The sequence below is a fragment of the Rhizobium centroccidentale genome (assembly GCF_030182565.1).
GTDB lineage: Bacteria > Pseudomonadota > Alphaproteobacteria > Rhizobiales > Rhizobiaceae > Rhizobium.
The window spans coordinates 28,949-41,747 of sequence record NZ_JAQJCG010000017.1 but is presented as its reverse complement, the minus strand read 5'-3'; the positions used below and the strand labels follow the sequence as shown (position 1 = coordinate 41,747).

The 12,799-nt window shown below is 61.5% G+C and carries 14 protein-coding genes; 7 read left to right on the top strand and 7 right to left on the bottom strand.

The window, feature by feature from the left end:
- Positions 1 to 14: 14 nt before the first annotated feature.
- Positions 15 to 572 carry a cysteine hydrolase family protein gene (locus PH562_RS21125; RefSeq protein WP_285175486.1) on the bottom strand — a complete coding sequence of 186 codons (558 nt, stop codon included), beginning with the start codon at positions 570 to 572 and terminating at the stop codon, positions 15 to 17.
- A 327-nt stretch (positions 573 to 899) separates the two neighbouring features.
- Here PH562_RS21125 and cysK point away from each other — a divergent pair, with 327 nt between their 5' ends.
- Positions 900 to 1,868 carry a cysteine synthase A gene (gene cysK, locus PH562_RS21120; RefSeq protein ID WP_285175485.1) on the top strand — a complete coding sequence of 323 codons (969 nt, stop codon included), beginning with the start codon at positions 900 to 902 and terminating at the stop codon, positions 1,866 to 1,868.
- Positions 1,869 to 1,966: 98 nt separating this feature from the next.
- Here the strand turns inward: cysK and PH562_RS21115 are convergent, their stop codons facing one another.
- From PH562_RS21115 to rsmI, 6 genes are all read right to left on the bottom strand, one after another.
- Positions 1,967 to 3,499: a YifB family Mg chelatase-like AAA ATPase gene (locus tag PH562_RS21115; protein ID WP_285175484.1), complete on the bottom strand. Its 1,533-nt coding sequence runs from the start codon at positions 3,497 to 3,499 to the stop codon at positions 1,967 to 1,969.
- 191 nt (positions 3,500 to 3,690) lie between these two features.
- Positions 3,691 to 4,638, bottom strand: a complete 948-nt coding sequence (gene gshB, locus PH562_RS21110; protein WP_285175483.1) for a glutathione synthase — start codon at positions 4,636 to 4,638, stop codon at positions 3,691 to 3,693.
- Between the two features lie 90 nt (positions 4,639 to 4,728).
- Positions 4,729 to 5,232 carry a cupin domain-containing protein gene (locus tag PH562_RS21105; RefSeq protein ID WP_095433739.1) on the bottom strand — a complete coding sequence of 168 codons (504 nt, stop codon included), beginning with the start codon at positions 5,230 to 5,232 and terminating at the stop codon, positions 4,729 to 4,731.
- 99 nt (positions 5,233 to 5,331) lie between these two features.
- The gene (locus tag PH562_RS21100; RefSeq protein WP_285175482.1) at positions 5,332 to 6,327 is read right to left on the bottom strand and encodes an endonuclease/exonuclease/phosphatase family protein; all 996 of its coding nucleotides are present in this window, start codon (positions 6,325 to 6,327) and stop codon (positions 5,332 to 5,334) included.
- A gap of 100 nt (positions 6,328 to 6,427) precedes the next feature.
- The gene (locus tag PH562_RS21095) at positions 6,428 to 6,808 is read right to left on the bottom strand and encodes a YraN family protein (protein ID WP_285175481.1); all 381 of its coding nucleotides are present in this window, start codon (positions 6,806 to 6,808) and stop codon (positions 6,428 to 6,430) included.
- A complete protein-coding gene (gene rsmI / locus PH562_RS21090; protein WP_285175480.1) occupies positions 6,801 to 7,709 on the bottom strand; it encodes a 16S rRNA (cytidine(1402)-2'-O)-methyltransferase in 909 nt (302 codons plus the stop codon). The genes PH562_RS21095 and rsmI overlap by 8 nt, the downstream gene beginning before the upstream one ends.
- A 252-nt stretch (positions 7,710 to 7,961) precedes the next feature.
- Here rsmI and dnaN point away from each other — a divergent pair, with 252 nt between their 5' ends.
- From dnaN to PH562_RS21060, 6 genes are all read left to right on the top strand, one after another.
- On the top strand, positions 7,962 to 9,080 hold the full coding sequence (dnaN, locus tag PH562_RS21085; protein WP_095433735.1) for a DNA polymerase III subunit beta: 1,119 nt from the start codon (positions 7,962 to 7,964) through the stop codon (positions 9,078 to 9,080).
- 160 nt (positions 9,081 to 9,240) lie between these two features.
- Positions 9,241 to 9,834 (top strand): phospholipid N-methyltransferase PmtA, encoded by a 594-nt coding sequence (gene pmtA, locus PH562_RS21080; RefSeq protein WP_095433734.1) that lies wholly within the window; start codon positions 9,241 to 9,243, stop codon positions 9,832 to 9,834.
- Positions 9,835 to 9,853: 19 nt separating this feature from the next.
- The gene (locus tag PH562_RS21075) at positions 9,854 to 10,441 is read left to right on the top strand and encodes a histidine phosphatase family protein (RefSeq protein ID WP_095433733.1); all 588 of its coding nucleotides are present in this window, start codon (positions 9,854 to 9,856) and stop codon (positions 10,439 to 10,441) included.
- 1 nt (position 10,442) lies between these two features.
- Positions 10,443 to 11,135 carry an orotidine-5'-phosphate decarboxylase gene (gene pyrF / locus PH562_RS21070; RefSeq protein ID WP_095433732.1) on the top strand — a complete coding sequence of 231 codons (693 nt, stop codon included), beginning with the start codon at positions 10,443 to 10,445 and terminating at the stop codon, positions 11,133 to 11,135.
- Between the two features lie 27 nt (positions 11,136 to 11,162).
- Entirely contained in the window at positions 11,163 to 11,450 is a 288-nt protein-coding gene (locus PH562_RS21065) for a DUF1330 domain-containing protein (RefSeq protein WP_075856622.1), read from the top strand.
- A gap of 112 nt (positions 11,451 to 11,562) precedes the next feature.
- Positions 11,563 to 12,543, top strand: a complete 981-nt coding sequence (locus PH562_RS21060) for a complex I NDUFA9 subunit family protein (RefSeq protein ID WP_285175479.1) — start codon at positions 11,563 to 11,565, stop codon at positions 12,541 to 12,543.
- The last annotated feature ends 256 nt before the right edge of the window (positions 12,544 to 12,799 follow it).

Genomic DNA, 12,799 nt, shown 5'->3' with positions numbered 1-12,799 from the left:
GCGGAGAAAGGGCTTCAGAAGGAGATTTCGGTGGATGCGACCAGCTTGATTTCATGCGGCCCGGCATCGAAGCCGTCAAGCAGCATATTGTGATGGGTGACAATGTCTTCGAAGCTCAGTTTGCCCATATCCGCCGTCGTGTGACCGTCCGATATCAGCGAGACGTCGAAGCCGAGCGAAACAGCACGCCGCACGGTCGTATCCACGCAGAACTGCGTCATACAACCGCCGACGATGAGATGAGTGACGCCGCGGCCCTTGAGCCGTGCTTCCAGATCCGTCTCGAAGAAGGAATCGCAGCTCGTCTTGTGTACCACGACATCGCCGGCTTCCGGCGCGATCTCCCGGCGCAGCTGCCAGCCTTCGCTGCGCTTGGCCAAACGATGGGTCGGGCCGCCGTCATGCTGGACGATGAAGGCCGGAATACCGGCTGCGCGGGCGCTGTGTTTCAACGCTGCGAGCTTCGCAACGACCGTCTCCAGCGCGACATCGATAGCCGGCTGGCGATCCGACGTGCCGAGGCCCGTCAGGATGGAATTCTGAAGATCGATCAGGAGCAATGCGGAAGACATGATATCCTTGGGCAAAGCAGTTACGATGGGCCGTTAACACCTTGGTAATATGTTCGCTGCATCGGCGCAATCGCCTGAAAACGCAAAGGTGGTGCGATAGCGCCAGCACTATCCCAGGAGGAAACCTTCATGACGCTCGCGGCGCTGCTTGCCTATTGCGACGCGCCCTTCAGCGCTATGCGCGCCGCCTGAAAAAAACATTCTAAAAGAAGGCCGTTAGGAGATTCTTTTCTCACGCGCTTCACGCAGGGAACGGGTGTGCACTCTGGTTTCCGCGCGCATTTGATCCTATTGTCATTGCATAATTCAATGTAGGGAGAGCTACCCATGTCCGACACCCGCAAACCCGGCCGCGGCCGCGTCTACGCCTCGATCACCGAGACCATCGGCGATACGCCGCTCGTCCGCCTCGACAAGCTGGCGAAGGAGAAGGGCGTCAAGGCCAACATCTTGGCAAAGCTCGAGTTCTTCAATCCGATCGCTTCCGTGAAGGACCGCATCGGCGTCGCCATGATCGAAAACTTGGAAGCCCAGGGCAAGATCGCTCCCGGCCGGTCCGTGCTGATCGAGCCGACCTCGGGCAACACAGGCATTGCGCTCGCCTTTGCCGCCGCCGCTAAGGGTTATCGCCTGATCCTCACCATGCCTGAGACCATGTCGATCGAGCGCCGTAAGATGCTGGCGCTGCTCGGCGCCGAGCTGGTGCTGACCGAGGGACCGAAGGGCATGAAGGGAGCGATCGCCAAGGCCGAAGAGCTGGCCGCGTCGCTGCCGGATGCGATCATTCCGCAGCAGTTCGAAAATCCCGCCAACCCGGAAATCCATCGCAAGACGACGGCCGAGGAAATCTGGAACGACACCGAAGGCAAGGTCGATATCTTCGTTTCCGGTATCGGCACCGGCGGCACGATCACCGGTGTCGGCCAGGTGCTGAAGGCACGCAAGCCCGATATCAAGGTCATCGCCGTCGAGCCGGCGGATTCGCCCGTTCTTTCCGGCGGCAATCCCGGCCCGCACAAGATCCAGGGCATCGGCGCCGGCTTCGCACCAAAAGTCCTCGATACGCATGTCTATGACGAGGTAGTGACCGTCAGCAATGACGAGGCGTTCCAGCAAGCCCGGCTCGTTGCCAAGCTCGAAGGCGTGCCGGTCGGCATCTCATCCGGCGCCGCCCTGACGGCGGCCATCAAAATCGGCCAGCGTCCCGAAAACGAAGGCAAGACCATCGTCGTCATCATCCCGTCCTTCGCCGAGCGTTATCTCTCGACTGCGCTGTTCGAAGGACTTGGCGGCTGAGTTAACGGCAGCAATTGATTGGGAAAGGGGTGCTGCGGCACCCCTTTTTTCATTTGGGCAGGCTGAAGACGATCACGCGCTGCGAGAGTCCCGAATTTTCAAGCATGCGCGGTCAGCCGCTCTCCGGCGATACGATAGGAGATGGCTTCGGCGAGGTGGATGCGCCCGACCGTTGGCTTGTCGTCGAGGTCGGCAAGCGTGCGCGCCACCTTGAGGATGCGATGGTAGCCACGGGCGGAGAATTTCATCTTTTCGGCCGCATCGCGCAGCAATTGCAGGCCGGCGGCATCCGGCTCGGCGATGGTTTCGATCATCGCCGTCGAGCAGCGGGCATTAGTGCTGACATCCCTCATGCCGGCCCGCTCGAAACGCTCCCGCTGCCGTTCACGGGCGCGGGCGACGCGGAGTGCGACATCGGCACTGCTCTCTGAGGCTGTCGGCCGGATGAGGTCGGCGGCGGAGACTGCCGGCACGTCGATGCGGATATCGATACGATCGAGCAATGGACCGGAAATGCGGCCCTGATAGTCGCTGGCGCAACGCGGCCCGCGGGCGCAGGTGTGGCCCGGTTCACCGGCCATGCCGCAGCGGCACGGGTTCATTGCTGCCACGAGCTGGATGCCGGCCGGATAGGAGACACGGTGGTTTGCTCTCGCAATGACGCACTCCCCGGTTTCGAGCGGCTGGCGCAACGCATCGAGCGCCTGCGGCGAAAATTCCGGCAGTTCGTCGAGGAAGAGAATGCCGTGATGGGCGAGCGAGACTTCGCCGGGCCGAGCGCGCATGCCGCCGCCGACGAGCGCAGCCATGGTGGCCGAGTGATGCGGCGCGCGATACGGGCGCCGATCGGAGAGCTTGCCGCCGGAAAGCTGGCCGGCGATCGAATGGATCATCGACACCTCCAGCAGCTCGTTCGTCGACAAGGGCGGCAGGATCGACGGCAGACGCGAGGCGAGCATCGACTTGCCGGAACCCGGCGGCCCGACGAATAGCAGATTGTGGCCGCCGGCGGCCGCCACTTCCAGCGCGCGCTTGGCGCTCTCCTGCCCCTTGATATCCGCAAGGTCGGGTAGATTGGCGGCATTGGCACGGACTGACGGCTCTGGCCGTGACAGAACCTGCGTGCCGCGGAAATGATTGGCGAGCGCGATCAGGCTGCGCGGCGCCAGAATATCGATCTCCTTGCCGGCCCAGGCGGCTTCCGACCCGCTTTCGGCCGGGCAGATCAGCCCCTTGCCCATGGCGTTGGCGGCGATTGCCGCCGGAAGCGCACCGGCAACGGGCGCGATCGTGCCATCCAGATTGAGTTCGCCGATAACGGTGTAGGACGACAGGGCATCGGCTGGGATCGCGCCGAGCGCCGCCATCAGCCCAAGCGCGATTGCAAGATCGAAATGACTGCCCTCCTTGGGCAGATCGGCCGGCGCGAGATTGACCGTGACCTTCTTTGGCGGCAGGGCGAGACCGGAGGCGTGCAATGCCGCCTGAACCCGCTCCCGACTCTCGGCCACGGCCTTGTCCGGCAGGCCGACGATGTGCATCAGCACCTTGCCCGGCGCGATCATCACCTGCACTTCGACGGGTACGCCCTCAATGCCCTGAAACGCAACCGTACTGACGCGCGCTACCATGCTTATCCCCTGTCGCCAAACCCGTTTGCCGTTACGTGCCCCGATCCGCAAACTACGGGTTGCAATCTGGCACAAGACAAGGAATGAAACAAGAACAATAAACGAACAAAAGCTTCGCCCGATTATGTCGAAATCATCGACATCCTGGGTGAATATGATCGTTCAGCTGAAAGCGTGGCGGAAACTGCCGATCAGGCCCGCTTGGCTTCGATCGCATCCCAGAGCAGGCTGGCAATATCGGCGCCGCCGAAGCGCTTGACTTCGCGGATGCCGGTCGGCGACGTCACGTTGATCTCGGTCATATAGTCGCCGATGACATCGATGCCGACGAGCAGGAAGCCGCGCTCCTTCAGGGCCGGTCCGATGCGGGCGCAGATTTCCTTTTCGCGCGCCGTCAGCTCGGTGGCTTCGGCGCGGCCGCCGACATGCATGTTGGAGCGGGCATCATGTTCGGCCGGCACGCGGTTGATCGCGCCGACAGCCTCGCCATCGACAAGGATGATGCGCTTATCGCCCTTGCGCACATCGGGCAGATATTGCTGGGCAATGAAGGGCTCGCGGAAGAGCTGGCCGAACATTTCCAGCAGCGACGAGAGATTGCGGTCGTCGCGGGTCGAGTGGAAGACGCCGGCGCCGCCATTGCCATAGAGCGGCTTCAGGATGATGTCGCCCATCTCATCGCGGAAACGGCGGATTTCAGCCGGATCGCGCGTGATCAGCGTCTTCGGCATGAGATCGGCAAATTCAGTGACGAAAATCTTTTCCGGCGAATTGCGCACCCAGGCCGGGTCGTTGACAACGAGCGTCTTCGGGTGGATGCGCTCGAGCAGATGCGTCGAGGTGATATAGGCCATGTCGAAGGGCGGGTCCTGGCGTAGCAACACCACGTCCATGGTGGAGAGATCGACGCGCTCCGGCTCGCCGAGCTCGAAGTGATCGCCTTTGACGTCGCGCAGGATCATCGGCTCGACGGAGGCATAGACCTTGCCGTCGCGCATGCTCAGCCGCTCCGGCGTATAGTGGAAGAGCTTATAGCCCCGGTTCTGCGCCTCGAGGCTCATGGCGAAGGTGGAGTCACCCGCAATGTTGATGCTTTTCACATGGTCCATCTGGACCGCAACATTCTTGATACCAGCCATAGTCAACCCTCGCTCGAATTTGCGGACAGATGTAGGTCGGCCCGCATGCAAACGCAACGGCTATTCAATGGCTTCTCTCAAGTGGCCCGCTTAGGCAGCAAGGCCTTGTGCGCCGCCCTGACGGACAAAGTTGCGCAGGCGATAAGCCATGGTCAGAGGCTTCGGGAACGGCTTGCGCAGAAAGGCGACCTTGCGCAGGTAGCGATCGATGCGCCATGTCGCCCAGGTACCGCCGGCAAAATAAGCGACATCGCCGGCGCTAAGTGTCCGCTCGACGCCGTCTTCCGTGGTGATATGTACCTCGCCTTCGAGGATCATTACGGTTTCATCCCAGCCGAAATACCAGCGGAACTCGCCCGCGGTGCAATCCCACAGCGCCGTCATTGCGGCATCGTCCTGCCCGCGCGAATGCTCGGCGATGCGGGCGACCGGATTACCGGACAAAACCCAGGAGGGTTCGATCGGCGACGGCTTCATTTCCATTTCGTTGCTGGCGCCTGCCACAAAGCTCTTCGACTGTGGCATCGCGAGGACGATCGGCGCCGCACGGGTGGCAAAGGCCGCCATGCTCGCCAACATCAGTTTCAAGACCATGCAATCCCCCAAAATTCCATGTGCGTCTGCGATCTCATTCGCATGGAAGGGGTAACGGCAGGGTTCACGAAACCGCGCGCATTTTAACGATTGCAGCGATCAGGCGGAAAAACCTTCGATTGTGCAGACGACCATATCGTGGTCGGAGAGCGGCTTGCCTTCTCCGTTGAGGGAGGAAACAAGATGGCTTTCGCCGATCTTCAAGCCGCGGGTAATGAACCAGTCGAGCTTCATGGCGCGATCGGGAAAGCGGGTGATCAGGCTCGGGCGCGTGCTGGTCTGGTCGAGCGGCCCGCCATGGCATTCGAAACCACGGCCCTCGGCCATGGCGAAGAGCGTATCGGTCGAATAATCGCCGCCGGTGTGATTGCCGGTGTTGAGATCGCCGCCGATCAGGATCGGCAGGCCGGGCGCGAAGGCCTCGACTTCATCGATCAATGCTGCCAGCTGCCGCTCGCGATAGATAGCGGTCGCGACGCTCTCGAGGTGAACGGAAACGGTGACCATGGGACCAGCCTCCGTCTCCACGATAGCGCCGACGGCGCAGCGATCGCCGATGCGCGGCTGCTCGTTGCTGTCGTTAAACCAGACGGCCTCGCCGGGCAGGCGGATCATGAAAGCATCCTTCAGGGCGACGGAGGCCATCAGGGCGTTGCCGTGAAAACCCTTCTCATTGAAATCATCGCGGCAGTAGGAGCGCTCGATTTCCGAGCCAAGACTGAGTTCGAGAAACTCGACGCCATAGGCATGGTTCATGCCGAGTTCGCCGGCGATTACAGCCGTGGGATCGCGCTGCTCGGTGCGGGCCATGCCCAGATCCATTTCCGATAGCAGGATCAACGGCGCGCCGGTTTCCCGCAGCTTGGCCGCACTTTCCTCAGGAAAGAGGCAGCGCTCGAGGTTCCAGGCAGTGACGGTAAAGGGGAAGGACAGAGCCTCGACCGTGGCGTCCGCCTCGCCGATGCGCACAGCATTCATGCAGGCAAGCGATGCAAGTTTTTTCGCATGGATGGCCGCGGTCTTTTCGAGTGAAATAAAGCTCTTGCGCTCTTCCTGCGAGGGAACGGTGAATGCGGAAACGGTGTTGCGGATCATATTGAAGCCTGTCGAAATAGCATTGTGAGCGCGGCGGAAATCGCGAACGCTTATCGGTCCGGCAATAGGCTGATTTTGTGACGGTCCTGTAACGACGTGCTCAAAACGCATCCGGAAAATGCTGCGGCCAGCGACCCGGCAGCATCGCGACAATATCATAGCGTTGCGACAGGCGGGCAAAATCCGGCTGGCGGGTAAGCCAAAGATCACTCGCGGCACGGATGCGCTTTTGCGAGGAGAAGGAAACGGCGTCGATCGCCTCCTGCGCGCCGCGTCTGGATTTGACCTCCACGAAGATAGCGAGGTCGCCTTTGCGGGCGACGATATCGATTTCACCAAGCTTGGTGCGATGGCGGATCGCCAGGATGCGATAGCCCTTGAGCATCAGGAAGGCGGCGGCGAGATATTCGGCCACATGGCCGCGACGCCAGGCCTTTTGCCGCTTCAGCTTCTCGCCGGACCCGGGCTTCGTATCAGCCATGGCGCTCCTTCATGTCGAGCAGGCGCTGGTAAAGCTCCTTACGCGGCAAGCCGGTCAAGCGCGCAGCCTCCGTTGCCGCCTTGGCGGTCGGCATGGTCCCTGAGAGATCGGCCAAGACGGCATCGACATCGGCCTCCGTCGCAACGCTTTCCGCCGGCGGGCCGACGAGCCAGACGATCTCGCCCTTCACATTCTCAACAGCATCATAGAATGCGGCGAGTTCGGATAGCGTACCGCGGCGAAATTCCTCGAAGGTCTTCGTCAGTTCGCGGCAAACGGCGCCGGCACGCTCGCCCCCCAGCACATCGGCAGCGGCGGCAAGAGTCGCAGCAATGCGATGCGGCGATTCAAAGAAGATGAGGGTTGCGGGGATGCCTGCCAGCTCGGCCAACCGATCCCGCCGGCCCTTGTCCTTGGCGGGCAGGAAACCGGCAAAGAAGAAGGCGTCGTTGGGCAGGCCGGAGCCGACGAGAGCCGCCAGCGGCGCGGAGGCGCCTGGAATGGGAACGACCTTATAGCCCGCTTCGATCGCCTGCACTGCAAGACGGTAACCAGGATCGGACACGAGCGGCGTGCCGGCATCCGATACCAGCGCCACCGATCGGCCAGCTTCCAGAGCTTGCAGCAGCCGGGGGCCTGCTTCGTCGGCATTGTATTCGTGATAGGCATAGGGCTTGTTCTGGATGCCATAGCGGTCGAGCAGGACACGGGTGACACGCGTATCCTCGCAGGCCAGCACGTCGGCACCGGCCAGCGTCTCCAGCGCCCGCAAAGTGATATCGCCGAGATTGCCGATCGGCGTCGCGACGAGATAGAGAGCCGGTTCGAGAGGACGGGCCGGGATCTGATTGTTATGCAGGCGGAAACTGCGTGTCCCGCCGCCTGATTGCTCTTCGTTCATACCGGTCCTGAATTCACCTGGGATAAGCAGCCTTTATGGGCGAGGCGCGCGCGGACGGCAAGAGCGGTGCAATTCCTGTGGAGCATTGCCGACGAAATGGCGAATTGGCGCTGGGCAAATCATCTATGCCTCTTGCATTCGGATGGAGAAGTCTGCCAAGTTGCCTGTCCAATCTTTCGGGCCTTGTCCGAAAACATGTCGCTCGGGCGCCTCGGGCCGCCCGGCTAGTCACGGTCGAAAGCGGTAGCATCCATGCGTATTACAATAGAGCGGTCGAACCTCCTGAAGTCGCTGAACCACGTGCATCGCGTGGTCGAGCGTCGCAACACGATCCCGATCCTGTCCAACGTGCTGCTCAAGGCCGACGGCACGAACCTCGACATGAAGGCGACCGACCTCGATCTCGAAATCACCGAGGCAACGCCCGCCAATGTCGAACAGGCCGGCGCCACCACGGTTCCTGCGCATCTGCTCTACGATATCGTGCGCAAGCTTCCCGACGGCTCGGAAGTGCTTCTCGCCACCAACACCGACGGCAGCTCGATGACGGTCGCCTCCGGCCGCTCGAAATTCTCGCTGCAATGCCTGCCGGAATCCGATTTCCCCGATCTCACTGCCGGCAGCTTCAGCCATTCGTTCAAGCTGAAGGCTTCGGATCTGAAGATGCTGATCGACCGGACGCAGTTTGCGATCTCCACCGAAGAGACGCGCTACTACCTCAACGGCATCTTCTTCCATACGATCGAAAGCGGCGGCGACCTGAAGCTCAGGGCTGTGGCCACGGACGGCCATCGCCTGGCACGCGCCGATGTCAGCGCTCCCTCTGGTTCCGAAGGCATGCCCGGCATCATCATCCCGCGCAAGACGGTTGGCGAGCTGCAGAAGCTCGTGGACACGCCGGATGCGATCGTCACCGTCGAAGTCTCCGACGCCAAGATCCGTCTGACCATCGGCTCCATCGTCATGACCTCGAAGCTGATCGACGGCACCTTCCCGGACTATCAACGCGTTATTCCGGCCAACAACGACAAGGAAATGCGGGTCGATTGCGAGACCTTTGCCCAGGCTGTCGACCGCGTGTCGACCATTTCTTCGGAGCGTGGCCGGGCCGTGAAGCTGGCCTTATCCGATGGCCAGCTGCTGCTGACCGTCAACAATCCGGATTCGGGCAGTGCGACGGAAGAAGTCGCCGTCGGCTACGAGATGGACCCGATGGAAATCGGCTTCAACGCCAAGTATCTCCTCGACATCACCGCGCAGCTTTCCGGCGATGCAGCCATATTCCTGCTGGCCGATGCCGGATCGCCGACGCTCATTCGCGACACGGCCGGCGACGATGCGCTTTATGTGCTGATGCCGATGCGCGTATAGCGAAACTAAAGCGCCCTTTCGTGCGTTTAATCGCCACAGGGGCGCTTTTATTTGGTCCTTTGTCGATTGCGACATTTTCTCTTGTTATTGCGTCATTCCGTTGCAAGATCCTAGAGAAGCGATATGTAAGTCGCGACGGTAACATCTGATGGGGGAGAGCATGGCGCTGCGTCTCAAGGAACGGCTTGGCAAGAAGTTCGACGAGGAGATCCGTTTCTTCAAGGGCATGATGCAAGGGCCGAAGACCGTGGGGTCGATCGTTCCTACTTCGTCGATCACGGCCCGCAAGATGGCTAGCGTCATCAATACGCAATCCGGCCTGCCGGTGCTGGAGCTTGGGCCGGGAACCGGGGCGATCACCAAGGCGATCCTCGGACGTGGCGTCGAGCCGCAAAATCTCGTCGCCATCGAATATTCCACCGATTTCTACAATCATCTCGTCCGTCGTTACCCCGGCGTCAATTTCATCAATGGCGACGCCTTCGACCTCGATAAGACGCTTGGCGTGCTGCGCGGACAGACGTTCGATTCCGTCGTCTCAGGCATTCCTCTCCTCAATTTCCCGATGAAGGCGCGCGTCGCATTGCTGGAAAGCCTGCTGGACCGCATGCCGCCCGGCCGACCCGTGGTGCAGATCTCCTACGGCCCGGTCTCACCGATCATCGCCAAGCCGGATCGCTATCATATCCGCCATTACGACTTCATCGTCCGCAACATTCCGCCGGCCCAGCTCTGGGTCTATAGCCGCGGCTGAGACAATCGCTGAGAAATCCATGTACGCTCTTTATATTACGCACCCGCAGGTGCGGATCGACCCGAATGTGCCGGTGCCGCAATGGGGCTTGTCCGACATTGGCGCCGAGCGGGTGCGGCTGGCGGCGAGCCGACCCTGGGCGGGCAAGCTGAGCCTCATCGTCTCCAGCGGCGAGCGCAAGGCGATCGAAACAGCCGAGGCTCTGGCGACGGCAAGCGGTGCGCCGATCGAGGTCATCGAGGCCATGCATGAAAACGACCGCAGTGCCACAGGCTTTCTGGCGCCGCCGGAGTTCGAGAAGGCGGCGGACTGGTTTTTCGCCAACCCGAATGAGAGCTTCAAGGGCTGGGAGCGCGCCATCGATGCGCAGGCGAGGATCGTTTCCAATGTCGAGGCCGTTCTTGCGCGGCACGATCCGAACGCGCCGATCGCCTTCGTCGGCCATGGCGGCGTCGGCACGCTGCTGAAATGCCATCTGGAGGGGAAGCCGATTGCGCGGCAGGGCGATCAGCCGCCAGGGGGCGGCAATCTTTTCTGTTTCGATCTTGCGAAGCGCGCCGTCTCATGCGACTGGACACGCATGGAAGATTGGATGGGATGGGCTTGATATGACCGCACGCGACCGCTTGATCGTTGGACTGGATGTTCCAAACCTTCAGGAGGCCGAAAAAGTGGTCGGCGCCCTCGGCGACGATATCCTTTATTACAAGATCGGCTATCAGCTCGCCTTTGCCGGCGGCCTGGAATTCGCGCGCGACCTTGCCGCCAGCGGCAAGAAGATCTTCCTCGATATGAAGCTGCTCGACATCGACAATACGGTGGCCTCCGGCGTGGAGAATATCGTCAAGATGGGCATGTCGATGCTGACGCTGCACGCCTATCCGAAAGCCATGAAGGCGGCAGTCGAAGCGGCCAAGGGCTCAGACCTCTGCCTGCTTGGCGTCACCGTGCTGACCTCGATGGACGAAGGCGATCTCATCGCCGCCGGTTATGAATATGACCCGCACACGCTGGTGCTGCGCCGGGCCGAACAGGCGCATCTGGCCGGCATGGGCGGCATTGTCTGCTCGGCCGAAGAGTCCGCCGCCGTCCGCAAGATCATAGGGCCGGATATGGCGCTGGTGACCCCCGGCATCCGCCCGGCAGGCAGCGACAAGGGCGACCAGAAGCGCGTTATGACGCCGGCCGCGGCCATCAAGGCCGGCTCGAGCCATCTCGTCGTCGCACGGCCAATCGTCAAGGCCGCCGATCCGAAGGAGGCCGCTCGCGCCATCCTCGCCGAAATGGACGCCGCGCTCTAAACCACGACAACAATCAGGGAGGAAAACATGCCAAAGGGATATTGGATCGCGCGCGTGGATGTCCGCGACCCCGAGCGCTACAAGGATTATGTCGCCGCCGCGAAGCCCGCCTTCGAGAAATACGGCGCGAATTTCCTTGCACGCGGCGGAGCGTTTACCCCGCTTGAGGGACAGGCGCGCGGCCGCAACGTCGTCATCGAATTTCCATCGCTGCAGCACGCCGTCGATTGCTACAATTCGCCGGAATACCAGATCGCGGCCAAAATCCGGCAACAGGTGGCAGACGCGGAAATGGTCGTCGTCGAAGGGGTTTAACCCCTTTGAAAAGCCGACGCTGCAATGCAGCGCGATGGCACTTCACCTCGGCGCGCGGATCGGCTAAGACGAAACCAGATAAGCCCAATCAAAGCCTTTCGAGGAGCCCGCCATGACCCTGTCCAACCTCCCGCCGCTCGTCACCGTGTTCGGAGGATCAGGTTTCATCGGGCGACACACCGTGCGTGCGCTTGCCAAGCGCGGCTATCGCATCCGTGTCGCTGTTCGCCGCCCCGATCTTGCCGGTTTCCTGCAGCCACTCGGCAATCTCGGCCAGATTTCGATCGTCCAGGCCAATGTGCGCTACCGTAACTCCATCGACCGCGCCGTCGAAGGCGCTCAGCATGTCGTCAACTGCGTCGGCATCCTCGCCGAAAGCGGCCGCAACACGTTCGACGCCGTGCAGGAATTCGGCGCCAAGGCGATTGCGGAAGCCGCCCGCAATGCGGGCGCTTCGCTGACGCATATTTCTTCCCTCAGCGCTGATGCCAACTCGCCCTCGGCCTATGCCCGCACCAAGGCTCGCGCCGAAGCCGCCGTCCTGTCGATCAAGCCCGATGCGGTGATCCTGCGCCCCTCGATCGTCTTCGGCCCTGAAGATGATTTCTTCAATAAATTTGCCGACATGTCCCGCACCGCACCCTTCCTGCCGCTGATCGGCGGCGGCAAGACGAAGTTCCAGCCAGTCTACGTTCAGGACATCGCCGAGACCGTCGCCCGCAGCGTCGACGGTAAACTGAAGGCCGGCACGATCTATGAGCTCGGCGGTCCGGAAGTGCTGTCCTTCCGCGAATGTCTCGAGACGACGCTTGCCGTCATCAATCGCAAGAAGTCATTCGTCTCCATCCCCTTCGGCCTGGCTTCGCTGATCGGCTCGGTCGCGTCGCTCGTGCCGCTCATCAAGCCGCCGATCACCGCCGACCAGGTCACGCTGCTGAAGAGCGACAATGTCGTTTCGAAGCAAGCGGAAACGGAAGGACGCACCCTGAAGGGCATCGGCCTGCTGCCGACGCTGCTCGTCTCCGTGCTGCCCTCCTACCTGGTGCGCTACCGTCCGCAGGGCCAGTTCACGGGCTCGGGCAAAGCCGCCTGACGATTCGGCCATTCCACGAAATTCACACGCCGCCCGGCTTTACCGAGCGGCGTTTTTCATTGCCCCGCGAAGACAGAATCGGACTTTAAGACGCTGGCAGAGCCCCGCCATTCACAGCTTGGCGTTGCTCAAAAGACGCAGTGTGGAAATAGTAGCATTAACGTCAAATTTAATATGAACATTTATTGCTATTGCTCATCTCACTGACTAACACAGCCGCGCGTCCCAGGCTTGAACAACAAACCGGTCCGTGGCG

Bases quoted from the DNA above. Each gene is read 5' to 3' on its own strand.
- rsmI (WP_285175480.1), bottom strand. From the start codon at position 7,709: ATGAACGAAGAGCAATCAGGCGGCGGGACACGCAGTTTCCGCCTGCAT.
- pyrF (WP_095433732.1), top strand. From the start codon at position 10,443: ATGACCGCACGCGACCGCTTGATCGTTGGACTGGATGTTCCAAACCTT.
- PH562_RS21100 (WP_285175482.1), bottom strand. From the start codon at position 6,327: ATGATCCGCAACACCGTTTCCGCATTCACCGTTCCCTCGCAGGAAGAG.
- PH562_RS21065 (WP_075856622.1), top strand. From the start codon at position 11,163: ATGCCAAAGGGATATTGGATCGCGCGCGTGGATGTCCGCGACCCCGAG.
- gshB (WP_285175483.1), bottom strand. From the start codon at position 4,638: ATGGCTGGTATCAAGAATGTTGCGGTCCAGATGGACCATGTGAAAAGC.
- PH562_RS21075 (WP_095433733.1), top strand. From the start codon at position 9,854: ATGTACGCTCTTTATATTACGCACCCGCAGGTGCGGATCGACCCGAAT.
- PH562_RS21125 (WP_285175486.1), bottom strand. From the start codon at position 572: ATGTCTTCCGCATTGCTCCTGATCGATCTTCAGAATTCCATCCTGACG.
- PH562_RS21115 (WP_285175484.1), bottom strand. From the start codon at position 3,499: ATGGTAGCGCGCGTCAGTACGGTTGCGTTTCAGGGCATTGAGGGCGTA.
- PH562_RS21060 (WP_285175479.1), top strand. From the start codon at position 11,563: ATGACCCTGTCCAACCTCCCGCCGCTCGTCACCGTGTTCGGAGGATCA.
- PH562_RS21095 (WP_285175481.1), bottom strand. From the start codon at position 6,808: ATGGCTGATACGAAGCCCGGGTCCGGCGAGAAGCTGAAGCGGCAAAAG.
- PH562_RS21105 (WP_095433739.1), bottom strand. From the start codon at position 5,232: ATGGTCTTGAAACTGATGTTGGCGAGCATGGCGGCCTTTGCCACCCGT.
- cysK (WP_285175485.1), top strand. From the start codon at position 900: ATGTCCGACACCCGCAAACCCGGCCGCGGCCGCGTCTACGCCTCGATC.
- pmtA (WP_095433734.1), top strand. From the start codon at position 9,241: ATGGCGCTGCGTCTCAAGGAACGGCTTGGCAAGAAGTTCGACGAGGAG.
- dnaN (WP_095433735.1), top strand. From the start codon at position 7,962: ATGCGTATTACAATAGAGCGGTCGAACCTCCTGAAGTCGCTGAACCAC.